Origin of the sequence: Pseudomonas sp. BYT-1, from assembly GCF_023611805.1 — a bacterium.
Lineage (GTDB): Bacteria > Pseudomonadota > Gammaproteobacteria > Pseudomonadales > Pseudomonadaceae > Aquipseudomonas > Aquipseudomonas guariconensis.
Window position 1 is genome coordinate 2,744,125 of the sequence record NZ_CP072559.1, and the last position, 23,895, is coordinate 2,768,019.

A 23,895-nucleotide genomic window follows, 5' to 3' on the forward strand; every position below is an offset into this window, starting at 1 on the left:
TGTGCCTGGTCGGGGAGGGCAGCATGCCCTTTGGAGAACTACCATGCCCAATACCCTGACAACGATCCTCTACACCGCCCATACCCATACGACCGGTGGCCGCGATGGGCGCGGCCAATCTGTCGATGGCGAGCTCGACCTGCCGCTGAGCCCGCCAGGCTCCGGTCGCCCGGGCACCAACCCCGAGCAGCTGTTCGCCATCGGGTGGTCTGCCTGCTTCATTGGTGCCCTGCGCCGCGCGGGGCAGAAGTACAACATTCGCCTGCCTGACGATGTAGCAGTGGATGCCGATGTTTCCCTGGGCAATACCGCAGACGGCGGTTTCGCGCTGGCTGCCCAACTCACGGTGCGCTTGCCTGGCCTGGCCGCCGAGGAAAAGGAGAAGCTGGTAGCTGAGGCGCATCAGATATGCCCGTACTCGAAAGCGACCCGCGGCAATATCGAAGTGGGTTTCGTGATGCTGTGATGGCGTTCAGATACACCCCAGCCCGCGTAACTGATTAGGTACGCGGGCTTCTTGTTGTATGGGCTGCGCTGCTGCGCATAGCGCAAAAACTGAAAGCCTGTACCCACAAAAGACGAAGAGGGCGCTTCGAGAGGGGTCAATGGGCGTCAGCCGACGGTTGTGCTGGGGGTTGTACCTTGCGCATCAACGGCACGAGCAGCGTGGCCAACGCGAAACACGCCATGATCACCAGGAAGGCGTCGGCATAGGTCAACGTTTGCGCTTCACGCCACGTCAGTGCCCAGAGCTGGCGCAGTGCGGTGTGGCTGGCGTCCAGGCTGTCCTGGCCGAGAGCCTGGGCGTTGCTGCTCCATTGCTCGATCCAGGTATTCATTGTCTCGTTTTGACCGTTAAGGTGCTCGGCAAGGCGCAGGAAATGCAGGTTGAGCACGGTGGCGCAGGCGGCGATAGCTTTGCGCCCCAGGCCATCAGCGTCAGGATCACAGGCCGCAAGTCACGCCCGGCCTCGGTGAGCAGGTACTCGAAGCGTGGCGGGTTGCTCTGGTAGGGTCGGTGCTCGAGCAAGCTGGCGGTGACCAGGTCGGTCAGCCGACGAGTAAGCGTGTTGGTGGCGATGCCCAGGCTGCGCTGGAACTCATCGAACCGACGCAAGCCATAGAACGCGTCGCGCAGGACCAACAGGCTCTAGCCATCACCGATGTGTTCCAGCGCTCGGGCTACAGGGCAGGGCATGGGTTGAAAGCTGGCTTTTTTCATGACGTTGACCTTGGGTTTCATGCTTGGATGAGCCTACTATCCGCCACAAAAAACCTGAGCCGGCGCGCCCGGTTCAGGTTTAGTGCCCCAACGAAGGTTACGAGGCAAAGTCAGTGGACAGGGACAGCGCTCGCCACCGTGCCAGCTCCTGCTCGACTGCGCTGTGCTTGGCCTCGATACGCGCGACGGCATCACTGCCCAAGGCCAGGCGCAACGGTGGGTTGGCCGCGTTGGCCAAGGTCATCAGGGCTTCGGCCAGCTTTGCAGGGTTGCCCGGCTGGGCATGGTTGGCCGCTTCGGCATAATTGCGCATGACACCGACGGTGGAGGCGTAATCCGGCAGTTCCAGAGCCGTTTTCACCAGGGACTGCTCATCCAGGAAGTCGGTGCGGAAAAAGCCTGGTTCGACCACAGTCACCTTGATACCCAAGGGGGCCAGCTCCTGATGCATCGCTTCGCTGATGCCTTCGACGGCGAACTTGGTCGAGCCATACACGCCCCAGCCCATATAAGCCTGGTAGCCGCCGAGCGACGAGATGTTGATCACATGACCACTGCGCTGCCGGCGCATATGGGGCAATACCGCACGAGTGACATTCAGTACACCGAAGACGTTGGTGGCGAACAACCGCTCGGTTTCGCTGGCGCTGGTTTCTTCGACCGCGCCGAGCACGCCGAACCCGGCATTGTTGACCAGCACGTCGATTTGCCCAAAGCGCTCGATGCCAGCAGCGACCGCTGCGTAAGCCTCTTCTTCGCCGGTCACGTCCAGGCGCACGGCCAGCAGGTTCGGGTGCTGACCAAGACGGGCCTCGATGTCCTCCGGTTTACGCGCCGTTGCGATGACTGCATCGCCTGCCGCGAGGGCCTGCTGGACGATCAGGGTGCCGAAACCACGGGAAGCGCCGGTAATGAGCCAAGTACGCATGTCAACTCCTCCTGTATCCGACCCTGCACCGTGCGGGGCCTTCTCGATGAGTTGAGCGAACTTTAAGATTTTTGATTTACTGTGATAATCCCATGAATATCGCATGGGCCTTTGAGTAATTTTCATCAATGAAGCCAGCCAGTACCGCCGATCTGTCGCTCTTCCTGTGCATTGCCCGCCATCTGAATTTCAGTCGTGCGGCAGTCGAATTGGGGCTTACACCTTCGGCCCTGAGCCATGCGCTGCGGGCCCTGGAAACCCGCCTGGATGTGCGGTTGTTCAACCGCACCACCCGCAGCGTCGCCCTTACCGAGGCCGGGGAGCGCCTTTACCAGCGGCTGCAACCGGCCTTCCGTGACATCGCCGACGCCTTGGAAGATCTCAATAATTTCCGCGACAAACCGTCTGGCAATCTGCGCATCACCGCCGGACGCGCCGCAGCGGAACTTGCGCTGCTGCCAATGGCCCAGCGTTTCCTGGTCGCGTACCCGGATGTACACCTCGAAATTCTCAGCGACGATGCCTTGGTGGATATGGTGGGTACCGGTTTCGATGCCGGTGTACGCCTGGGAGAACGGTTACAGGCCGATATGGTCTCATTGACCATTGGTCCTTATCTGCGCTCGGTGGTGGTCGGTTCGCCCGAGTTCTTCGAACGCCATTTCATTCCGCAACATCCACAAGACCTGAAAAAACTACCTTGTATCGGACACCGTTTTCCCAGTGGCGCACTTTACCGTTGGGAGTTCGAGCGGGGAGGTGTCCAACTGGAGGTCGACGTCCAAGGCCCGTTGATACTGGGTGATGTCAGCCTGATGCTGGCGCCTGCCTTGCAAGGTATCGGCCTGGCCTATGTGTTCGAGGACATGGTCAAGGAACATCTGGAGCGAGGCGATCTGCAGCAGGTTCTGGGCGACTGGTGCCACTACTATCCGGGGCTGCATTTGTATTACCCAAGCCGGCGGCAGGTGCCAGCGGCATTGAAAGCCTTCATCGAGTTCGCACGCGAATATAGCGCGAGCCCGGCCAGTACAGCGTCGCCGACTGGATCGGGGTAGTGATCTATACCCAGTAGACGTTTGCAGCTTGCACCGCCGCTCCAGGAACGTCGTCGTTGCTCGTCTTAGCCTCAGCTACTTCCGCTTGAAGGCTTCTCGGCGAGACTCGCGTTCGGCAATGAAACGATCGCTGACCAGCGCTTCCAGGTCCTTGCGTTCCACAGCGTCGCCGCAGTGAGGACAAACGCTGGCCACACCCACATCATGGCCGCAGGCGCGGTGCACGAAATGCACGGCCAACCCCTCATCCGGGTTCTTGCACCACTTCTCACCCCAAGCGCGCAGCGCGTAAATCACAGGATAGAAGTCCCAGCCCTTGTCGGTCAGATGATATTCGTAGCGCAGCGGCTTCTCGCTGTAGGGCCGGCGTTCGACCAGGCCATTCGCCTCCAGCGCTTTGAGGCGCGAAGTCAACATCTGGGGCGTAGCGGTGGTCTGGATCTGCATTTCCTCGAAGCGTGTCGCGCCCATGTACAGCTCACGCAGGACCAAAAAGGTCCATTTGTCGCCCACCAAATCCATCGAGCGTGCCACCGGGCACACCGTATCGCTTGTCACGTCCAGCCTCGGCATCACGCTGTTTTCTCCGTAGAAACTATTGTTTTCATAGTAACGCAGCCAGGTTAACCATGTCGCATGGATTAACGCTCAAAGCCTCACCCCCGTTGACACTATGATTATCATAGTTAATATGAAGCCTATGCGGCTTGCGCTGTCGCAGCGCGGCATTTGTCGGTATAGCAAACGTCCTAGATCGCCTCTCCTTTCATCTGGAGCACCATCATGACCCATCCTGTGTATGCCTCGGAGCGGACCGCTCTGCTGCTGGTCGATCCCTACAACGACTTCCTGTCCGATGGCGGCAAGCTTTATTCCATGCTCAGAAGCGTCGCGGATGAAGTTCGACTGCTCGACAACCTGCGCACGATCGTTGCCGCCGCGCGAGCACAAGCAATTCAGGTGTACTACGTACCTCATCGGCGCTGGCAGCCCGGCGACTACACCCGCTGGGATCACCCCAATCCCACCCAACGCCTGATCCAGGAACGTCACACCTTTGCCAAGGGTTCCTGGGGCGGCGAATGGCATCCTGACTTCGTGCCACAGGAGGGCGACATCATCATCCAGGAACACTGGGGACAAAGCGGGTTCGCCAATACCGACCTCGACTTCCAGCTCAAGCAGCGAGGCATCACACACGTGATCGTCGTCGGCCTGCTGGCGAACACCTGCATCGAATCGACCGCACGCTTCGCCATGGAGTTGGGTTATCACGTCACGCTGGTACGCGATGCGACAGCCGCCTTCAGCAAGGAAATGATGCACGCGGCGCACGAGCTGAACGGGCCGACGTTTGCGCACAGCATCGTCGACACCCGTGGGCTCGTGCAGACTTTGCAGCAGCAGTGAAGGGGCTGCGTCATGTCTGCCTCTTGCGCATCGCCAATGGGAGTTTCCAGCCGCCTTGTCACGCTTATGGCCCTGTGCTGCGCGCTGGCGGTCTCGACTATCTACTACCACCAGCCGCTTCTGCCCCAGATGGCCGCGTCCTTTGGCCTGGCGCCGACACAGGCCGGCCTGATCGCCACGCTGACGCAGCTTGGCTATGCGCTAGGCCTGCTGTTCATCGTGCCGCTCGCCGATTGTCGACAACCACGCCAACTCGCGCTGCTGGCCATCGCGGGGAATGCCGTTGCCTTACTTCTTTGCGCTGTAGCGCCGACTTTCACAATGCTGTGCGTGAGCAGCTTTCTTGTCGGCGTGACAGCGATCACTGCGCAGCTCATCATCCCCTGTCTGTCGGGGTTGGCCATTCCAGCTGAGCGAGGTCGCATCGTCGGGAGCCTGCTCAGCGGCCTCTCGGCAGGTCTTTTACTGGCGCGCATGCTCGGAGGCTTCGCCGGCGCACATGCCGGGTGGAAAGCCGTGTTCGTTCTGGCCTCGCTCAGCGATGTCCTGTTGCTGGTCATCGTTGCCAAGCGCCTGCCCGCCACCAGCAGCCTGCAGACGATAAGCTACGGGCAGCTCCTGGGTTCGTTAGGCAGCCTGGTCAAACAGGAAGGCGTGCTGCGTTACTGCGCGGCGAGCGGCCTGCTGATGTTCGCCGCATTCAGTGCACTGTGGGCTTCGCTTGCCGCGCTATTGGCACAACCTCCATACGGACTCGACTCCGCCACCATTGGTCTGTTTGGGCTGGTCGCGCTGCTGGGCATCGTCGCGTCACCTCATATTGGCGCGCTGACCGATCGCGTGGGCGCACGCACCATGGTCCTCGCCGGCGCAATGACCCTCGTCCTGGGTTTCGCCTGCATTGCAGCGAGCGGGCGAGATCTTGGCTGGCTGATCCTCGGCATGGTGCTGCTCGACATGGGCAATCGTGCAGGGCTGGTTGCCAACCAGGCACGCGTATTCACTCTGAGGAGCGAGGCCAGAAGCCGACTCAATACCCTATTCATGGGGTCGTATTTTCTGGGGGGAGCGATCGGCGCCGCATTGGGGAATTATGGCGTGCACCGGGCCGGCTGGATCGGCCTTGCCGCTGTTGGCATCCTGCTGTCCACTGCGGCCGCAGTGATCAATGCGCTTGCACCCCGTGAGTCGAGCGCTACGATCGGCGAGGGACCGAGAGCTATCCGATGACAATTGCCAGTCGGCAGTGTCACCGTTGCGGTGTCTCACAGTACGTTGAATTACAAAGATGCGCTTTGCATCTCAAGCCGCAGTCCGATCGCCCGGCACTTTCCCAGGTTTCCGGGGATTGATTTTGTGGGGGCTGGATCGCTATCAAAGTGAAATACCAACCGGAGCACATATCAATGAGGGATGCTCAAAAGGATGTACTGGACGCTTTCGAGAAAGTGGCGCTCATCGAGGCGGCCACTCCGATTCAGCGGCTACAAAAGCTTGAACTGCGACTGGGTATCAAGCGAGTCAATCTTTACATCAAACGTGACGATCACATGGCATTCGCCGGGGGTGGCAACAAGCTTCGCAAGCTTGAGTTCCTGTTAGGTGAGGCGATTGCACAAGGATGCGACACAATCGTCACGACTGGCGGACTCCAATCCAACCACGCACGACTTACTGCCGCTGCTGCTGCGCGATTCGGCTTGGACTGCGAACTGGTCCTCGGCAGGGTGGTGCCGCGGCATGATGCAGAATACGAAAGCAACGGCAACGTGCTGCTTGATCAGATCTATGGCGCCAAGCTCCATGTACTTCCGCTAGGGGAGAAGGCAGCCGAATTCGCAGATAAAAGAATCCAGCTGCTCAAAGAAGAGGGCAAGAAACCCTACCTGATCCCTATGGGGGGATCGTCACCTCTTGGCGCGCTGGGTTACGCCAAATGCAGTGACGAGATAATGCAGTATGAACGGGATAACGACATCCGCTTCGAGAAGGTTCTTCTGCCTAACGGCAGCTCGGGAACTCATGCGGGTCTAGCCGCAGGTTTCGTCACGCGTGGACGCTCCCCGACGATCATTCGATCCTATACAGTGTTGGGAGACCAAGAACAGGCGGTGCAGCAAACCTTGAAGCTCGCTAACGACGCGCTGGCATTTGTCGGGTCCTCAGAGATCGCGCCCAATCAAATCGATGTAGATGGGAATCACCGGGGAGAAGGCTATGGGATTCCGACGGCTGAGGCTCTTGAGGCAATTGCATCCCTGGCTCAGGCCGAAGGTATCTTGCTTGATCCGGTTTACTCTGCAAAAGCCTTTGCCGGCATGCTTCATGACATAGCGGCGGGAGATTTCATCGAGGGGGCTAACCTACTGTTCCTGTTCACAGGCGGCGGACCAGGTGTTTATGCCTATCGCAGCGCATTCGACTTCTAAAAAACCAGACTCCACAGGGAATCTGCTCATCACCGGAATGTGCCGGTGATGAGCATTCTGTCAATCAATGGCCTGCGCTCTGACTACCGTCGACGTGCAGGATCTCGCCGGCGCTCACACACCTTGGTGTGTATCCAGAGGCGCCTGTTGCACGCTCAGCTTTTCCCACTCAGGCTCGTTGCTGGCGTTGGCCCCGCGATTGGCACGCAACACCAGAGCGCAGAGTGCCGGTAGATAAAGCAGCGTCAGCACCGTGCCCACCTGAATTCCACCGATCAGTACAAACGCCAGGGACGACCAGAACACCGAGAAGGTCAGTGGGATGAAGGCCAGCGCGGCGGCCAGTGCAGTGAGCAGCACCGGCCGGGCGCGGCGCACCGTGGCTTCGATGATCGCCTCGTGCAGGGGGCGGCCGTGGGCCTGCTCCTGCTCGATCTGGTCGGTGAAGATCAGGGTGTTGCGCATCAGGATGCCGCCGATGCCGATCAGCGCCAGGATGGCATTGAAACCGAAGGGCTGATCGAACAGAAGGAGCACAGGAACCGCCCCGATCAAGCCCAGCGGTGCGGTGGCGAACACCATGAACATCAGGGCGAAGGAGCGCACCTGGAACATGATCACGACCAGCGTCAGCATGATCATCACCGGGAACAGGACTGCCAGAGCCTTGTTGGCCTTGGCGCTTTCTTCCACCGGACCGCCGATAGTCACCCGATAGCCAGCCGGCAGTTGGGCGATCATCGGCTGCAGATCAGCGTACACGGCCTTTCCTACGTCCGGCGGCCGCGTGCCTTTGAGGATGTCGGCTCGTACCTCGAAGGTCAGGTCGCGGTCGCGGCGTTTAAGGATCGGTTCCTCCATCACCGGCTGGAAGCGCCCCACCTGCTCCAGCGGAATCGAAACGCCGGCGGCGTTGGTGATGGTCAGGCCCTCGATACCGCCGAGATTCTCCCGCTGGACATTCTGTGCTCGCACCATCACCGTCACGGTGCGGGTGCCTTCGCGCACTTCGGTCACTGGGTTGCCGGTGAGCAGGGCATTGAGCTGGCTCTTTACCTCATCGGGAGTGAAGCCCAGCAGACGCAGGCGATCCTGGTCCAGTACCAGGCGATAGGCGCTGACTCGCTCGCCCCAGTCGATGAAGGTATCGCGGGTCATGGGGTTGGAGGCTACCACTCGGCGTACCTCTTCGGTGATGTGCCGAAGCTGTTCCAGATTCTGGCCGGATACGCGGAATACCACTGGGAAAGGCACCGGCGGGCCGAACACCAGTTGAGTGACTCGCACCCGCGCGGAAGGAAACTCGCCAGCGGCGATGCGTGCCTGCATGCGTTCGCGCAGGGCGTCGCGGGACTTGGAGTCCGCCGTCTGCACGATGATCTTGGCGAAGGCCGGGTCCGGCAGCTCGGGATTTAAAGAAAGGAAGAAGCGCGGCGCGCCGCCGCCCACGTAAGCATCTACCAGTTTCGTCTGGGGCTCTTCCAGCAGTGCGTTTTCCACCTGGGCGACCACGCTTTCGGTAGCCACGAACGCGCTGCCTGGCGGCATGTACACCTCCACCAGCAGCTCGGAACGGTCGGAGTTGGGGAAGAACTGCTTTTTCACTGCACCCATGCCCAGGCCGCTGACGAGGAAGGCCGCTACCACCAATGCGGTAACAGTCTTGGGGTGGTTCACGCACCAGGTAATCAGGGCGCGCAGGCGCTGATAAAGAACTGTGGCGTAGATCGCGTCATGACCGCCTGCGACTGGCTGGATCTTCGGTAGCATCTTCACTCCAAGGTAGGGCGTGAAAAATACCGCCACTAGCCAGGAGGCGAGCAGAGCGAAGCCGACGATCCAGAAGATGTTGCCGGCATACTCCCCGGCTCCGGATTTGGCAAAGCCCACCGGCAGGAAGCCGATTACGGTTACCAGGGTGCCGGTAAGCATGGGGGCTGCGGTGGAGGTCCAGGCAAAGGTGGCGGCCTGGATGCGGTCGAAGCCTTCTTCTAATTTCACCACCATCATTTCGATGGCGATGATCGCGTCGTCAACCAGCAGGCCGAGGGATAGAATCAGCGCGCCAAGGGTGATGCGGTCGAACTCGCGCCCAGTCATCAGCATGATGACGAAGACGATGGCCAAGGTCAGCGGCACGGCGGCGGCCACCACCAGGCCCACGCGAAAGCCCAGAGCCAGTAGGCTGATCAGCATGACCACGCCGAGGGCAACGAAGAACTTGAGCATGAACTCGTTCACTGCGATGCGAATTTTCTCGGCCTGGTCGGAAACCTTGTCAAACATCACACCCAGCGGCAGTTCGGCATGGATGCGGTCTTCTTCGGCTTGCAGCGACTTGTCCAGCTCCAGGCCGTTGAAGTGCGGCTCCATGATCACGCCTAGCATCAGAGCGGGCTTACCCTGGTGGCGAATGCGGTAGGTCGGTGGGTCTTCGTAACCACGCTTAACCGTTGCGACGTCAGCGATGCGCAGCAATTTGCCGCCCGCATTGATCGGCACATTCTCGATCAGCTTCAGGCTGTCGAAAGCACCGTCCAGACGGATGTAGGCGCGCGGCCCGCTGGTCTCGACGAAGCCGGCTGGGGCCACACCGTTCTGCTTGCCCAGGGCTTCAAAGATCTGCTCCGGCTTAAGGCCCAGGGTGGCCAGACGCTCGTAGGAGAATTCGACGAAAATGCGTTGGGCCTGTTCGCCGAGAATGTTGACCTTCTTTACACCGGGCAGGCGCAGCATGCCTTGGCGCAGATCCTCGGCCATCTGCACCAGTTGGCGGTGCGGCATTCGCCCGGCTTCCAGGGCGTAGAGGGCGAAATAGACGTCGGAATATTCGTCATTGAAGAACGGACCGATGACGCCACGGGGCAGGCGCTTGGCCTCGTCGGAGAGCTTCTTGCGGGTCTGGTAGAACAGTGCCTGGATGTCGCCCGGGCGGGTAGAGTCCTGATACTGCAGTTTCATGGAGACGAAGCCGGGCTGGGCGATGGTTTCCACCCGATCATAGAAGTCCAGCTCCTGCAGGCGCTTTTCCAGGCGGTCGGCAACCTGCTCCTGCATTTCTCGCGCGGTGGCGCCCGGCCAGGCAGCAGTGATGGTCATGGTCTTGACCGTGAAGGATGGGTCTTCGGCGCGCCCCAGCTTGCCAAAGGCTATGGCCCCGGCAACCAGGGTGGCGAGGATCAGGAATAGGGTGACTGCCTGGTTGCGCACCGCGAAAGCGGAGAGGTTGAAGCGGCTCATTTCAGTGCTCCAGGGCCAGGGAGGGCCCTGGCAGTTGACGCACGCTGTCGCCGGGGCTGAGCAGATTTGCACCGAGGGCGACTATGCGTTCACCCGGCTGCACGCCGCCCTGCAGTACCGCTTCTTCTTGTTCCAGTCGCACCACCTTGATGGAGCGCAGATCGATCTTGTCGTCGTTACCAATGACCCAGACGCCAGTGCCTTGGCCCCTGTCATGCAGGGCACCTAGTGGGACACGCATCAACTGCTGCTCGCTCGTGCTATCGAGGCGCAAGGTGATGGTAGATCCGATAGCCAGGGTTGTAGATTCATCCCCTAGGGTGTACCGGACACGGAAAGTCCGCGTGATGGTATCCGCTGCGGCGGAAAGCTCTCGCAGGGAGGCAGATATGGCGACGCCGGAGGCGCCGTAGGGATAGGCCCGGGCCGGATGATCGGCTAGCGCTCGCTGGGTCTCCGGAATATCTATCACCGCCTCGCGGGCACCGTCGTGGGCCAGGCTTGCGACGATCTGGCCTTCGGCGACAACCTGACCCCGGTCCACCCGTACATCGGTGATCACCCCGTCTCCGTCGGCCTTCAGGGTGGAATAGGTTCTACGATTTTCAACCTGGGCCGCTTCCGAGGTGGCGGCGGCGTGCTCGGCTTCGGCCACCCGAAGACGAGTATGGGCCTGGTCATAGGTCTGCGCAGAGACCGCTCCGGTTCTAATCAGGCGACGGTAGCGTGCTTCATCATCAAGAGCCTGGCGCAACTCGGCTGCGGTGGCGGTAACTCGGTTACGTGCTGTACGCAGGGCCAGCTCGAAGTCGGTGTTATCCAGCTCCAGTAGCACGTCACCTCGCTTGACACGAGTGCCCGGGTCCACCTTGCGGGCGATGACCTTACCACTAACCCGAAAGCCAAGGTCGCTGATCGTGCGAGCGGCCACCACACCGGTGTAGAGCGAGTCTTGCTGGGAAGCCGGTTGCACATGCGTTGCGATCACTGCCCGTGGTTGGGCGGCGAAGGCCAAGGTGTCGGCTTGGCTGTCGCAACCGTTTAAAGCCAGCCCAGATACAGAAACCAGGGCAAGTAGGGCAAGGTGTTTCATAGTGCGATCCTTGGGTGTAGGGCGGTCGTGGGGCTGAGCACCACGCGTCCAAAATATGATAGGCATAATAAAATTTCGTGTATATATTATGGTCATCATATTTTCCGACCCACCGGGTACGGTACGACCAATTGAGGTGTGCTCGATGAGTAATGAACGACAAGCGGTGCAGTGCGATGCGAAAAGCGTTTTGACGCTCGCCCTTAGCAACGACGGCAGGAATGCCATGGAATGGCAGCTGATTATCCTGGAATTGAAAGCCGCAGAAGGAACCAAGCCATGAACCCGTCCCGCCTGCTGCTTGCAATCCTGATGGTGCTAACTGCGCTGGGGGAAATCTCCACACAGTTGTTGATCCCTGCCTTGAGCAGGATTGAACAGGGCCTCGGTGCGATGCCTGGAGCCAGCGTTGCGGCATTGTCCGGTTTTGTCGCTGCATTTGGTCTGGGACAGTTGCTGCTCGGACCTCTATCCGACCGGATTGGCCGGCGACCGGTTCTGATCGGCGGCCTCACGCTCTACTTGGCCGCCACTGGTTTGATGCTTCTGGCCGACAGCATGATCGGCTTCATCGTCGCACGTGTGGCCCAAGGTCTTGGAGCCTGCGCCGCTTTGGTCCTGGCCCGAGCTATCGTCCGCGATGCTTGGAAGGCTCAGGCCGCGCCGGCCTTGGCGTTGACGGTCATTGGTATGCTCAGCGCAATTGCCCTGGCTCCGATGGTCGGTGGTCTGCTGACCCAATGGGGGGGCTGGCACGCCCCCGTTCTGGCGTCGATGACTATAGGTAGCACTGCGTTGCTTTTGGTTATAGCGTTTTACCGTGAGTCCAATCTCAGCCTTGATCCTACAGCGGGGCATCCTGCGACCTTGGCACGTGACTACTTCTCCCTGCTAAAACAGCGTTCCAGTCGTGCCCTGGCCTTGACCCTTGCGGGCACCTACGGAGCGATGTTCGCTGTGATAGCAGGCTCATCCGCGGTCTACATTCATTTGCTGGGACTGAGCTCGGCGCAGTACGGAATGGTGTTTGGGATAACCATTTCGGGCCTGATCGCCGGTGCCCTGTTCACCCAGCGCAAGATCATGCAATTGGGGCCGCAGCGCATTGTGGGGTTTGGCATCAGTCTGGTTGCTGCCGGCGCCGCACTCTCTATTCTGGTGCACTCTGTATTAGGTCTGTCGGTGCTGGGCGTCTCCCTGCCGCAGGTACTGGTGACCCTGGGGGGGGGCATGCTGATCCCTGCGTCGGTTGCTGGCGTTGTCATGCCCAATGCTCATCGTGCTGGGCTTGCGGCTGGTCTCATGGGCTTTTCTCAGATGCTCGGTGCTACCTGCAGTGGCTTACTGCTGAGCGCGCTGCAAGATGGCACTGCGTCGCCGATGTTAGGCCTGCAGGGTGCATTCGCTATAAGCGCCTTTTGCTTGTTCCATCTGATGACCCGCAAGCCGCGTAGCGCGGATTTGACATCAGCGATTTAGACCTTGTCGAAGTCGAAGGGCTACTCAGTGAATACAGTTAAAGAGCGCGAAGGCCGCTGTAGTCAGTGCGCGGGTAGAAGGTCAACTTGCCGACTGTACCCTTATGTATCTCAAGTCCTTGCGCACACTCAGGCATACAAATCTGCACCCTTTCGAAATATCGACGCTACGGCGACTGGTTAGAGTAGCGCCTCCCTTTGACTGCTCTGAAAGGAGACGACCATGCGTTATCCCCATGTGCTCGCCGCCGTCGTGACGTTCACTGCATTTGCCGCGCTTGCCCAGGCCGACCAGCACCAGACCGAAAGCGCTAGGAGCGCCAACTGGAAACAAGGTATCCAGCGCACGGATCTGACTCGCGATGATCTTGGCGACTCGGTTCACGAAGTGATTCAGGCGCGGGTCGATTTCGACCCGGGAGTGGCATCGCCGAATCATTCACATCCGGGAGTGGAGGTCGCTTACGTGATCGAGGGCACCTTCGAGTATCGGCTCAAGGGGCGGGCGCCGGTGATTCTCAAGGCCGGCGAGTCCCTCTACATCCCAGCCGGCACGCCGCATATCGCCACCAATGTCGGTGGGGGCAAGGCCTCTGAGCTGGCGACTTACATCGTCAAGAAAGGCAAACCGCTGCTCGTGCTGGAGCAGTGATCCCTGCCCCGCGAAGGGCATGACATGAGACCGCCACAGGGCGACGGGATGGTATATCCCGTCGCCCGGTTTCTATTCCTCTCTCAGTGTGTGACCTGAAGCAGTTGCTGAATCTTGGTTTCGGTTTCGGCATAGGCACCTTCGCCGAAGTGCTGGTAGACGATCCGACCGCCCTGGTCGATCAGGTAGAGGGCCGGCCGGTAGCGATTGCCGAAGGCGTTCCAAGTTCTGTAGTCATTGTCCTGGGCGACCGGATAGGTGATGCCGAGTCGGCCTACCGCCTCATCGAGATTGGCCGTTACCTGTTCATGTGCATACTCGGGCGTGTGCACACCAATGACGACCAGCCCCTGATCGCGATAGCGTTCGTGCCATTGCTGCACATGGGGCAGGGCGCGCTGGCAGTTGACGCAGTCATAGGTCCAGAACTCGACGAGAACGACCTGTCCGCGCAGCTGTTCCAGGGTCAGGGGCTCGCTGTTGATCCAGTGGGTGATCCAACGTGGGACGCGCGCTGCATAATCGCGCCGTCGGATCGAAACCCCGCCAACTGGCGGGGTTTTTTCATGATGGCTCCTGAAAGCGCAGGCTAAACTGCCACCGCTTCCCGACTATATTCCCCATCGATCAGTCGCAAAAGGCCCAATGGGTTGGCATTTTGCAGCGCAGGGGGCAGGAGGTCATCGGGGTAGTTTTGGAAGCACACTGGCCGCAGGAAGCGATCGATGGCCAAGGACCCTACAGAGGTACCGCGGGCATCAGAAGTGGCGGGGTAGGGGCCGCCGTGTACCATGGCGTCGCAGACTTCCACACCGGTTGGATAGCCATTGAGCAGCAGTCGGCCGACTTTTTCCTGCAACAGATCGCTCAACCAGCCATAGGCCAGCAGCTCGGACGGTTCGCCGAGGAGGGTCGCGGTCAGTTGGCCACGCAGGGCCTTGATAGCATCGGCCAGCTGAGCCTGGTCTTCGATTTCGATCAGCAAGGTCGCGGGGCCGAAAACCTCCTCCTGCAACAGCTCATCACCTTCAAGCAGCAGGCTGACGTCAGCTGTGAACAGCTGTGGCGAGGCTTGTTGCATCCCTTGCGACGCGCCGGCCAAGTGCTGGATGCCTGGGTGGGCGTGTAGGTGCTCCAAGCCTTGACGGTAGCTGGCCAGGGTACCGACATTGAGCATGGTCTGCGCTGGTTGGTCGGCCATCTGGGCTTTGAGCTGCTCGACGAAAGCGCTGAATGCAGGGGAGCGCAGGCCGAGGATCAGGCCTGGATTGGTGCAAAACTGCCCACATCCCAGAGTGACCGAGGCGCTCAGCTCGCGTGCGATCGCCTCGCCGCGTACGCGCAACGCCTCGGGCAGAACGATCACCGGGTTGATGCTGGACATTTCGGCGAAAACCGGGATTGGCTGCGGCCGCTCGGCGGCCATCCGGCACAAGGCGTTGCCGCCCTTGAGCGAGCCAGTGAAGCCGACCGCCTGAATCGCCGGATGTTTCACCAGCCATTCACCGACGCCGCCTCCATAGACCATATTGAACACGCCCGCTGGCATCGAGGTGCGCTCAGCAGCACGCAGAATGGCATCGGCCACCCACTCGGCGGTGGCCATGTGGCCGCTGTGGGCCTTGAACACCACCGGACAACCAGCGGCCAGCGCCGAGGCAGTGTCGCCGCCGGCGGTGGAGAACGCCAATGGGAAGTTGCTGGCGCCGAACACCGCGACCGGGCCAATGCCGATGCGGTATTGGCGCAGGTCCGGGCGAGCTGCAGGCTGGCGTTGGGGTAGCGCACGGTCGATGCGGGCGCCATAAAAGTCGCCACGGAGCAAGACCTTGGCGAACAGGCGCATTTGCATGCTGGTACGACCACGCTCACCCAAGATGCGACCGTTGGGCAGCGCTGTTTCGCGGCACACCGTGGCGATGAAGTCTTCCCCCAGGGCGTCGAGTTCATCGGCAATGGTCTCCAGGAAGTCCGCACGTTTCCAAGCGGGCAGGCTGCGATAGGCCGGGAAGGCGGCCGCAGCGGCCTTTGCAGCGGCGTCCACCTCCATTTCGGTGGCCTGGCTGAACAGGCCTGGCAAGGGTTCGCCAGTAGTGGCGTCCAGGCTCTCGAGCTGGATGTTGCCTTGGGCCGAGCGTTGGCCGCCGATGTAGTTGTGACCGAGGATCCGGGTCATGAAAGGCTCCTGTAAGCGTAAACAAGGAAATCAGGTGATAGCGCCGATCTGCCACGGCACGAACTCGTTCTGGCCATAGCCGTGCTGCTCGCTTTTGCTGCGCTCGCCTGAGGCAATGCGCAGCATCAGTCGATAGATGTGTTCGCCACGCTCCTCGATGGTCATGCTGCCGTCAGCGATGCCGCCGCAGTTCACATCCATGTCTTCTTCCTGGGTTTCCCACAGACGCGTGTTGGTGGCCAACTTGATCGAGGGGGAGGGCGCGCAGCCGTAGGCCGAGCCGCGTCCGGTGGTGAAGGCGATCAGGTTGGCACCACCTGCGACCTGGCCGGTGGCGGAGATCGGGTCGTAGCCGGGGGTGTCCATGAACACCAGGCCATGGGCGCGTACCGGCTCGGCATATTCATAGACATCCACCAGGTCACTGGAACCGGCCTTGGCCACAGCACCGAGGGACTTTTCCAAGATGGTGGTCAGGCCGCCGGCCTTGTTGCCGGCCGAAGGGTTGTTGTTCAACTCGGCGCCCATGCGCTGGCAATAGGCTTCCCACCACCGGATGCGGGCGATCAGTTTTTCGCCGACCTGCTGGCTCACCGCGCGGCGCGTTAGCAAATGCTCGGCGCCATAGATTTCCGGAGTTTCCGAGAGGATCGCAGTGCCGCCAGCGGCCACCAGGCGATCCACGGCATTGCCCAGTGCCGGGTTGGCGGTGATGCCCGAATAGCCATCCGAGCCACCGCATTGCAGCCCTACAGTGAGATGGCGAACGCTGACAGGTTGACGCTCGACGCGGTTGGCTTCCTCGAGCAGCGACTTCACCTGGGCGATACCGCTGGCGATGGTCTTGGATGTGCCTCCGGTACCCTGGATGGTGAAGGTGCGCAGCGCATTGCAACTCTTGAGGCCTTGGGCAGCGAGCAAGTCAGGAATCTGGTTGGTCTCGCAGCCAAGACCGATCAGCAGCACTGCAGAGAAGTTGGCATGTACGGCGTATCCGCCCAGGGTCCGACGCAGCATCGCCAACGCTTCACCACCGGGGTCGACGGCACAGCCGACACCATGGGTCAGGGCGACCACGCCATCGACATTGGGGTAGGGCGCCAGAGCTTCGGGATGGATGTCACGGCGGAAATGATCAGCGATCGCTCGGGCTACCGTGGCCGAGCAGTTAACCGAGGTCAGGATGCCGATGTAATTGCGCGTAGCAACCCGGCCATCCGGGCGCACGATTCCCATGAAAGTGTCTTCTACGGGGGCTTGCACGCCCCGAGCATCGATACCGAAGGCATAGTCACGGGCGAAGTCGCCCATCGCCAGGTTGTGCACATGCACATGTTCTCCAGCTTCGATGGCCTGGCTGGCGAAGCCGATGATCTGCCCGTAACGGCGCAGGGGCTGGCCGGCTTCGAGATCGCGAGCGGCCACCTTGTGGCCGGCGGGGATCGGTTCGCGCACCCGCACGCCTTCTTCCAGTTGCAAGTCTTTGGGCAGCGCCTGGCGGGCGATCAGCACGTCGTCCAGCGGGTTGAGTCGAATCACGGCATTGGCAGCACTTTCACTGCCCGTCTTTGTAATCAATTGCATGACATTTACCTCAAGGGGACGCGGCACTCAGGCCAGGCCGCGTTCGCGATAGTCGATCAGCCCCGAGAACAGCATCAGGCCGAACGCCATGACCACGAAGAAGATCAGGGCCAGGAAGTAAGAACCGGTGAACTGCACGATCAGGCCGATCAGGATCGGCACCAGAACACCGACCATGTTGCCGCAGAAGTTCATGCTGCCGCCCAGCACGCCCGCCTTGGACTTGCCGCCAAGGATCGCCGGCAGGCACCAGTACATGCCGCACCAGCGAATGAAGAACAGCGCGACGCAGAGCAGGGCGATGACCTTCACGGCATCCGGGGTATAGGCGACCAGCAGGATGCACAAGGCAGCCACGGCAGCAGAACCTGCGAACATGCTGCGCATCACGGTGTTCGGCTGGCCACCGTTGGTTTTCCATTTGTCGGCGATCCAGCCGCCGACCAACTCGCCGACGAAGCCGCACATGAAAATCAGGAAAGTCGCGCCGCCCATGGCCTTGATGTCGAGGTTGTGAGCCTTGTGCAGGTAGCTCGGCATCCAGGTCAGCAAACCGTAGAACACGCTGTTGTAGCAGGCATAGCCGGCAAACATGCACAGCACCGACCGGCTCTTGAGCAGTTCCTTGAGCACGGCCTTGCGGTTGCCGTTGTGCTTGCTTGCAGCTTCATTGGCCTGGGTGATGTAAGACAACTCGGCGGTGTTGACCTGCGGGTGTTCGCTTGGATGGTTGCGGATGTACCACCAGGCCCAGACACCCACGACGATGGTGCCGACACCCGCGATGATGAATGCGATGCGCCACGAGTCGAACCAGGTGATCAGGCCTGCGATGATGATCGCCCCCAGCGCGGTGCCCAACGGTGCGCCGCCATCAACCAAGGTCGCACCACGGCCGCGTTCGTTCGGGGTCAACCAAGCACCATTGAGCTTGGCGCCTGCCGGCATGATCGGCGACTCGGCAACGCCCAGGCCGACACGGGTGATCAGCAGGGTGATCCAGTGGTGGGCAAAGCCGCCTAGCGCCTGGAAGGCCCCCCAGCCGACCGTGGCCACGCCGATGATGTTGCGCACCTGGAAGCGGTCCAGCAGCATGCCGCTGGGAATCTGCATCAGAGCGTAGGACCAGAAGAAAGCGCTGAGTATCAGGCCCTCCAGCGCCGGGGTAAGTTCGAATTCGGCCGAAATCAACGGCAACGCTACCGACAGCGAGGCGCGGTCGATGTAGTTGATGGCAGCGAGCAACAGGAGAATCAGGAAGATCCGCCAGCGTACGTTGGTCGGGCGGGCAGTGTCGGCGCTCGCCAGGGACGACGAGGGTGACGCCGTGTAAGGGCTATTCTTCATGCTCATCTCTCTCTTATGGTTCTTATGAAATGCCGGCGCAGCTAAGCGCCGCTGAATCAGAGCGCCGTCACCTGTCCAGGTGCGAAGGTCGCTGGCGACAGGGCAATGCCGTTGCGCAGCGGGGCACCGAATTCCGGCAGGCTGATTTCGAATACGTCACCGACAGCTGTCCTGACGTGGTCGGCGAACGACAAGGTCGCGGTGCCGAAGAAGTGAATGTGCACATCGCCAGGGCGCAGGAACTGCGCATACTTGAAGTGGTGGTACTCCAGGTTTTCCAGGGAGTGACACATGTTGTCCTCGCCACTGAGGAACGCCTTTTCCCAGATCACGCTGTTGCCCCGAAGGATTCGGCTGACACCATCCAGGTGGCGCGGCAACTCGCCTATCCGCAGTTCCGGGCCGAACGAGCAGTTGCGCAGTTTGGAGTGAGCCAGGTACAGGTAGTTGCGCCGCTCCATCACATGATCGGAAAACTCGTTGCCGATGGCGAAGCCCAGTCGATAGGGGCGGCCATCGTCGCCGATGATATAAAGCCCGGCGAGCTCCGGCTCCTCACCTGCATCCTCGGCAAAGGCCGGGCTCTGGAACGCTTGGCCTGGACGGACCACTATCGAACCGTCGCCCTTGTAAAACCATTCCGGCTGCACGCCAGCAGTCCCAGGGGTAGGGCGCCCCCCTTCGATGCCCCACTGGAAAATGCGCGCCGTGTCGGTCAGAGCAGCGGCATCGTCGATTTTCTGCTGATGCATCTTGTCACGCGTCGAGGCGCTGCCCAGGTGGGTCAGGCCTGTTCCGCTGACCAGGCAATGGGCGGGATCTTCGTGGTCCAGCGGTGGCAGTACGCGACACTCCGCCAGCATCTGGGCGTAGCACTCATCGCTGTGCTCAAGGCCTCGCGCAATAACTTCGTCGCCCAGGCTGCGCCGGTTGCGGATGGCCGCCAGGGCCAGTTCGCGCATGTGTGTGGTATTGCGTACGACCTGAATTACGTCGCCTTCGACCACCCCGACACGGCGCTGGGCATGGCCAGTTTCAAATTGGATCAGACGCATGCTGACTCCTGTTGTTCTTGTGGGATCAATTGCTGGCCACTTTATTTCTCCCTGTCGATGCTGCCTAATGAGAGCTGCTGACACCGCGATAACTTTTAGTGATCCCCTATGCTCCCATCTTTGACTTCCATGGCTTCGCGACTGCGCCTTCGTCAGTTGCGCCTCCTGATCAGCCTCGATGAACTTGGCTCGATCCACAAAGCAGCCGAGGCAATGTCCATAACCCAGCCTGGGGCCACCAAGGCCCTGAACGAGATCGAGTCGACCCTGGGTGCAGTGCTGTTCGAGCGGACCAACAAAGGGTTGGAGGCCAATGACTTGGGTCGTTGCGTGGTGCGCTACGCACGTTTGATCAACACAGATCTCGCCCACCTGCGCGAAGAGATGTTGGGGATCCTCCAGGGGCACGGGGGGCGTCTCTCGGTGGGTACTATCATGGGGGCGGTGCCGATGATGGTGGAGGGTTTAGCGCGCTTGCGCGAGGCCCAGCCGGATCTGTCGGTCACGGTGGTAGAGGACACCAGCGACCGCTTGCTCAGCTTGCTCGATCAGGGACGACTGGACGTGGTGATTTGTCGAACCAGCGTCAGCCATCGTCCGGCAGCTTACGAAAGCCGGGTCAAGCACCAGGAACAACTCGTGTTGGTGGCCAACCCGGCACACCCCTTGGCTGGCAGCCAGTCCCTGAACTTGTCCCAGCTGACTGACTCGCGCTGGGTGGTGTTTCCGGTGAACATGCCCCTGCGCCTTACGCTCGAGCGTGAGTTTCGTGAGGCCGGGTTGAGCTTTCCGCAGTATCCCATCGAAACCTCATCGACCTTCACCACATTGTCGATGCTGCAGCAGGATGCCGGACTGCTCGCCGTCATGCCGTGGGATGTGGCGAAAGTGGCCGTGGAGCATGGCATGTTGGTACGGCTGCCATTGCAACTGATGTCGCGAAGTGAACCTTACGAAGTAGTCACACGACGCGACGTGGAACTGAGCAGTCCTACCCATGTGCTCATAGATATCTTGATGGACTGAGCTTCTTTGCTTACACGCTGCCACACGCAACTTAAAAAAGAATCAGGGTAGGGCAGAAAGAGTAAATACCAGCAGCCCGCAAAAGCTTGCATGGCCGGTGGAGTCTCAATCTGCCGAAGATTAGAAAACGCAGGCATATATGGCTATCGCAAAATTCACGATTGCCTGAGAGCTGGGATGAATTGGAGGCAGCATCCATCTGGAATAAATACAATTTAACATAATACACATTATGCGCACTATCGTATTGGCTGGCGAGCATCAATGGAGACCAGATCCAAATCTCCACAATAGCCCTGACGGTCAGTCCAGTTCATCGGGTTGAATGTGTTCGTCGTCGACTTGCCTTCGATATCATCACAATCATCCTCTGCCAGGGTTCGCTTTTTCTCGCCGAAATGCCCGGTACAGAAACCATCCCAATCGCCTTGGCTCTCGCTGACAACCATTTCGCCAGAATCTCGCGCAACTGCGAACCGTCGCTCACGTACAGACTCAGGGTTTCGCTGCTGAACGGATTGCCCCGTAACGAGCCTGTGTACCTGATACGCACGCCAAATGCTCGCAGCCCTGGAGCCAACTGATATCGCGCGGTATCCAAAGTCACTCCAGAAAACTTCAGCGCGTCAGAGACAATCGCAGCCTCATGGCAACTGCGGGCAATGACTTTGCCGCTCACAGCATCGGCCACCAGCACATCGAGGACGTAATCGCCTTGCCCGTACTCATCGACGTTACCCTCACGGGCAAGGCAGCCAAGACCTGGCTAGCGTCTGCAGGATTGGTCTTGCAGGCGGCAAAATCGTTTTTGAAAGTCGGCCATGCTAATTGAATGAGGCGCAGCATTAATGAGTTCGGGACACCCTTCCCCATATATAACTACAGGATATAACTACACTAAATAGTCATTTTGTTGAGTTATATAATTCACCCGTCATACTTTGCACTACCGCCACCGCAAAACCGGCCATCCCGTCGCGTCAGCGTGCGCTCGCAGCACTGGATCCGGATTGACGGTATGCGGTTTGGCGACCAGCGAAAGCAACGGCAGGTCATTGCGAGAATCCGAATAAAAATAAGCCCCTTCTAGCCCTTCGCCATGCTCCTGCAGCCAGCTGTGCAGCCGCGCCACTTTGCCTTCTCGATAGGTCAAGATCCCGCAGGTATTGCCGGTATAACTGCCCTGCTGCTGTTCAAGATCAATCGCCAGGACTTCTCCGACCCCCAATTGCTTGGCAATACGACTCACCAAGAAGTGTGCCGATGCTGAAATGATCAACACCCGGTCACCCTCCTCTCGATGTCTCGCCAGGCACGCCATGGCGTCGTCGTGGATACGCGGGGTGATGATGTCCTCCACGAAGGGGTCCACCGCTTCGGCCACCTCCTTTATCGTTCGGCCGACCAGCGGGGACAGGCTGAACGTCATATACGCTTCCATCGCCAACTTGCCCTGCGCATAGAGCGCCATGAGTTCGCGATCGCGTTCGATGAAGCTGGGCCCGTCAACCCAGCCGAGCGCTGCCATATGGCTGCTCCACAAACTGGCGCAGTCGCCATCGATAAGGGTGTCGTCCAGGTCAAAAAGTGCGAGGGCCATTGGCCACCTCCAAGATACAGGTTCGTGGTGCGAAGGCCCTTCCAGCCTTCGCCCGGTGAAATGTCAGCGGCATCAGCGAGACGCGACGGTGGCAGGCGCTGCCAGGGGTTGGGCGTCGGCCGCCTGGTTTGCCGGGCGACTGTTCCAGAACGGGACCAGCAGCAAGCTTGCAAGCAGCGCCGCGCCCGTGAAGACGAAGAACACGGTAATGGTGTCGAAATAGCCAGGCAGCAGCCCGCCAAGGATGGCGCCAACCGAGCCACACCCGTTGACGAAGCCTGTGGCGGTACCCGCGGACTCGCTAGTGCCAAAATCGATGGCTGCGGCGCCGCTGATCATCGAGTCAGGGCCGTACAGGGTCACACCCATCATGAACAGCAAGCCGACGACCAGATAGATGTTGCCGCTTTGCATCGTCGGCACGAACAGTATTAGCCACAAGGTCAGCGCCATCAGGCTGAGGACGCAAGCCGGCATGCGCCGAGCGCCGAACAACTTGTCAGAGACGATGCCGATCAGGATTGGCCCGACCAACCCGGCGACTTCGAATGCGGACGGTACGATGGCCGAAGCCACTTTGCCGATGCTTGGCATGCGCTCGTAGACGATCACCGGCCCCCACATCAGGATTGCATAACGAGCAGGCTTGAGCAGGAAGTACGCCATCCCCAGTACCAGGACCGTACGATTGGCGAGCACTTTGCGCAGCACAGTCCAGTAGTTCTCCCGGGGGACGTCGTCTCGACCGGTCGGCTGGACCTGCGCCTCGACCGCAGGCAACCCCACATCCTGCGGGCGATTGCGCTGCAGCAGGAAGAACAGCACGGCAACAACGATAACGACACCGGCCGAAGATACGAACGCCATGCGCCAGTCATGGGAGATCTGATAGGCCCACCACCCGGCGAACGGCGTGGCGACCAGGCCGCCAAAGGCATAACAGGTGCTCCAGTAGCCCAGCACACGTCCTCGCTCGCGTGTGGCGAAGAAGCTGCCGATGTTCTTGCACAACCCTGACCAGCCGGTGGATTGCGCCAGCCCCTGGATCACCATGCAGCTGGCGAAGATCGGCAACGTCGCGAAGGTGCCCATGGCCAGCGCGGCCAGGGCCGACACCACGAGCCCGCCGAGCACGACGACGCGGGTACCGTAGCGGTCGGCGAACACACCCCATGCGAACTGGCCGACGGCGTAGGCAGCCAGGTACAGCGCGTCGAGGTTGGCCATAGCCGCTTTGTCGAGCGTGAAAGTGGGGTCTTCGGCAATGCCCAGTTTGGCAACTGAAAATGCCTTGCGGGTGAAATAGAACGCGGCATAGGCCAGCCACGTGATGATGAATATCTGGACGCGCCAGCGTTGAAGGGATTTCCAGTAATAGCGGGCGTTCTCAGGACTTTTGTACATGTTGTTGTCCTCTGGTGATTACCGCAACGTAGGCCTGCCACCCTGCACTGCTCTATCAAGGCGCCGGCCGGGAGGTATCCGGAGCTTGCGACCTTGATGTTAACAACTGGACTAGACCAAGAATTGACCCTGCGAGTGAGTTTCTACGTACAAAGTCAATTCGGGGCTTAGCGTGACTGGATTCAAGGCATGA

General features: G+C 60.3%; 23 protein-coding genes and 3 pseudogenes. 11 read left to right on the plus strand and 15 right to left on the minus strand.

All coding sequences use genetic code 11. From position 1 onward, the window contains the following. Positions 1-43 precede the first annotated feature (43 nt). Complete coding sequence (locus tag J5X93_RS12530; protein WP_043210485.1) at positions 44-466, plus strand: organic hydroperoxide resistance protein; 423 nt, start codon at positions 44-46, stop codon at positions 464-466. Between the two features lie 136 nt (positions 467-602). Here J5X93_RS12530 and J5X93_RS12535 read toward each other — a convergent pair. The 3 genes and pseudogenes from J5X93_RS12535 to J5X93_RS12545 form a co-directional block, all read right to left on the minus strand. After that, positions 603-926 (minus strand): annotated as a pseudogene (locus J5X93_RS12535) (DHA2 family efflux MFS transporter permease subunit); the annotation flags it as partial. Further along, positions 836-1,144 (minus strand): winged helix-turn-helix transcriptional regulator, encoded by a 309-nt coding sequence (locus J5X93_RS12540; RefSeq protein WP_331370680.1) that lies wholly within the window; start codon positions 1,142-1,144, stop codon positions 836-838. The gene J5X93_RS12540 and the pseudogene J5X93_RS12535, both read right to left, overlap by 91 nt. Before the next feature lie 175 nt (positions 1,145-1,319). Then, positions 1,320-2,150 (minus strand): oxidoreductase, encoded by an 831-nt coding sequence (locus J5X93_RS12545; protein WP_043210490.1) that lies wholly within the window; start codon positions 2,148-2,150, stop codon positions 1,320-1,322. 128 nt (positions 2,151-2,278) lie between these two features. Here J5X93_RS12545 and J5X93_RS12550 point away from each other — a divergent pair, with 128 nt between their 5' ends. Then, complete coding sequence (locus J5X93_RS12550) at positions 2,279-3,208, plus strand: LysR family transcriptional regulator (RefSeq protein ID WP_182943230.1); 930 nt, start codon at positions 2,279-2,281, stop codon at positions 3,206-3,208. Positions 3,209-3,283: 75 nt separating this feature from the next. Here the strand turns inward: J5X93_RS12550 and J5X93_RS12555 are convergent, their stop codons facing one another. Beyond that, positions 3,284-3,781, minus strand: coding sequence for a winged helix-turn-helix transcriptional regulator (locus J5X93_RS12555; RefSeq protein ID WP_090342826.1), 498 nt, complete (start codon positions 3,779-3,781; stop codon positions 3,284-3,286). 210 nt (positions 3,782-3,991) lie between these two features. On the opposite strand from J5X93_RS12555, the gene J5X93_RS12560 reads away from it, so the two are divergent. From J5X93_RS12560 to J5X93_RS12575, 4 genes and pseudogenes are all read left to right on the plus strand, one after another. Next, positions 3,992-4,618, plus strand: coding sequence for a cysteine hydrolase family protein (locus J5X93_RS12560; protein ID WP_182943228.1), 627 nt, complete (start codon positions 3,992-3,994; stop codon positions 4,616-4,618). A 12-nt stretch (positions 4,619-4,630) separates the two neighbouring features. Then, positions 4,631-5,848, plus strand: coding sequence for an MFS transporter (locus tag J5X93_RS12565; RefSeq protein WP_232092093.1), 1,218 nt, complete (start codon positions 4,631-4,633; stop codon positions 5,846-5,848). Further along, positions 5,849-5,980, plus strand: a pseudogene (locus J5X93_RS12570) (oxidoreductase); the annotation flags it as partial. It lies immediately after the preceding gene. 44 nt (positions 5,981-6,024) lie between these two features. Beyond that, positions 6,025-7,047: a D-cysteine desulfhydrase family protein gene (locus J5X93_RS12575; RefSeq protein WP_182943226.1), complete on the plus strand. Its 1,023-nt coding sequence runs from the start codon at positions 6,025-6,027 to the stop codon at positions 7,045-7,047. A gap of 114 nt (positions 7,048-7,161) precedes the next feature. Here J5X93_RS12575 and J5X93_RS12580 read toward each other — a convergent pair whose 3' ends face one another. Together J5X93_RS12580 and J5X93_RS12585 are read right to left on the minus strand one after the other, a co-directional pair. After that, positions 7,162-10,287 carry an efflux RND transporter permease subunit gene (locus tag J5X93_RS12580; protein ID WP_182943224.1) on the minus strand — a complete coding sequence of 1,042 codons (3,126 nt, stop codon included), beginning with the start codon at positions 10,285-10,287 and terminating at the stop codon, positions 7,162-7,164. 1 nt (position 10,288) lies between these two features. Beyond that, positions 10,289-11,380 carry an efflux RND transporter periplasmic adaptor subunit gene (locus tag J5X93_RS12585; RefSeq protein WP_182943222.1) on the minus strand — a complete coding sequence of 364 codons (1,092 nt, stop codon included), beginning with the start codon at positions 11,378-11,380 and terminating at the stop codon, positions 10,289-10,291. A 145-nt stretch (positions 11,381-11,525) separates the two neighbouring features. Between J5X93_RS12585 and J5X93_RS12590 the strand changes: the two genes are divergently transcribed. The 3 genes from J5X93_RS12590 to J5X93_RS12600 all read left to right on the plus strand — a co-directional run bounded on the left by J5X93_RS12590 (position 11,526) and on the right by J5X93_RS12600 (position 13,510). Continuing rightward, positions 11,526-11,663 carry a hypothetical protein gene (locus J5X93_RS12590; protein ID WP_167358057.1) on the plus strand — a complete coding sequence of 46 codons (138 nt, stop codon included), beginning with the start codon at positions 11,526-11,528 and terminating at the stop codon, positions 11,661-11,663. Then, the gene (locus J5X93_RS12595) at positions 11,660-12,859 is read left to right on the plus strand and encodes an MFS transporter (protein WP_182943220.1); all 1,200 of its coding nucleotides are present in this window, start codon (positions 11,660-11,662) and stop codon (positions 12,857-12,859) included. Before J5X93_RS12590 ends, J5X93_RS12595 begins: the two co-directional genes overlap by 4 nt. Before the next feature lie 222 nt (positions 12,860-13,081). After that, entirely contained in the window at positions 13,082-13,510 is a 429-nt protein-coding gene (locus J5X93_RS12600; protein WP_090342842.1) for a cupin domain-containing protein, read from the plus strand. A gap of 83 nt (positions 13,511-13,593) precedes the next feature. Here the strand turns inward: J5X93_RS12600 and J5X93_RS12605 are convergent, their stop codons facing one another. From J5X93_RS12605 to araD1, 5 genes are read right to left on the minus strand one after another with little or no spacing between them, the layout of a single operon-like run. Beyond that, positions 13,594-14,046 (minus strand): redoxin domain-containing protein, encoded by a 453-nt coding sequence (locus J5X93_RS12605; RefSeq protein WP_414628452.1) that lies wholly within the window; start codon positions 14,044-14,046, stop codon positions 13,594-13,596. A gap of 53 nt (positions 14,047-14,099) precedes the next feature. Continuing rightward, positions 14,100-15,686 (minus strand): aldehyde dehydrogenase (NADP(+)), encoded by a 1,587-nt coding sequence (locus J5X93_RS12610; RefSeq protein WP_182943218.1) that lies wholly within the window; start codon positions 15,684-15,686, stop codon positions 14,100-14,102. A 30-nt stretch (positions 15,687-15,716) separates the two neighbouring features. Next, entirely contained in the window at positions 15,717-17,270 is a 1,554-nt protein-coding gene (locus tag J5X93_RS12615) for a UxaA family hydrolase (RefSeq protein WP_090342853.1), read from the minus strand. A gap of 27 nt (positions 17,271-17,297) precedes the next feature. Beyond that, on the minus strand, positions 17,298-18,617 hold the full coding sequence (locus J5X93_RS12620; protein WP_182819059.1) for an MFS transporter: 1,320 nt from the start codon (positions 18,615-18,617) through the stop codon (positions 17,298-17,300). A gap of 56 nt (positions 18,618-18,673) precedes the next feature. After that, on the minus strand, positions 18,674-19,672 hold the full coding sequence (gene araD1 / locus J5X93_RS12625; protein WP_090342859.1) for an AraD1 family protein: 999 nt from the start codon (positions 19,670-19,672) through the stop codon (positions 18,674-18,676). A 108-nt stretch (positions 19,673-19,780) separates the two neighbouring features. Here araD1 and J5X93_RS12630 point away from each other — a divergent pair, with 108 nt between their 5' ends. Continuing rightward, on the plus strand, positions 19,781-20,698 hold the full coding sequence (locus J5X93_RS12630; RefSeq protein ID WP_182943216.1) for a LysR family transcriptional regulator: 918 nt from the start codon (positions 19,781-19,783) through the stop codon (positions 20,696-20,698). 239 nt (positions 20,699-20,937) lie between these two features. Here J5X93_RS12630 and J5X93_RS12635 read toward each other — a convergent pair whose 3' ends face one another. Beyond that, entirely contained in the window at positions 20,938-21,147 is a 210-nt protein-coding gene (locus J5X93_RS12635) for a hypothetical protein (protein WP_182943214.1), read from the minus strand. A 56-nt stretch (positions 21,148-21,203) separates the two neighbouring features. After that, positions 21,204-21,395 (minus strand): annotated as a pseudogene (locus J5X93_RS28540) (PA3715 family protein); the annotation flags it as partial. On the opposite strand from J5X93_RS28540, the gene J5X93_RS12640 reads away from it, so the two are divergent. Next, positions 21,345-21,530 carry a hypothetical protein gene (locus J5X93_RS12640; protein ID WP_043210525.1) on the plus strand — a complete coding sequence of 62 codons (186 nt, stop codon included), beginning with the start codon at positions 21,345-21,347 and terminating at the stop codon, positions 21,528-21,530. The pseudogene J5X93_RS28540 and the gene J5X93_RS12640 sit on opposite strands and share 51 nt — an antisense overlap. A gap of 114 nt (positions 21,531-21,644) precedes the next feature. Here J5X93_RS12640 and J5X93_RS12645 read toward each other — a convergent pair whose 3' ends face one another. Continuing rightward, positions 21,645-22,298 carry an HAD family hydrolase gene (locus J5X93_RS12645; protein ID WP_182943212.1) on the minus strand — a complete coding sequence of 218 codons (654 nt, stop codon included), beginning with the start codon at positions 22,296-22,298 and terminating at the stop codon, positions 21,645-21,647. A 72-nt stretch (positions 22,299-22,370) separates the two neighbouring features. Then, on the minus strand, positions 22,371-23,702 hold the full coding sequence (locus tag J5X93_RS12650; protein WP_182819061.1) for an MFS transporter: 1,332 nt from the start codon (positions 23,700-23,702) through the stop codon (positions 22,371-22,373). Positions 23,703-23,895: the final 193 nt, after the last annotated feature.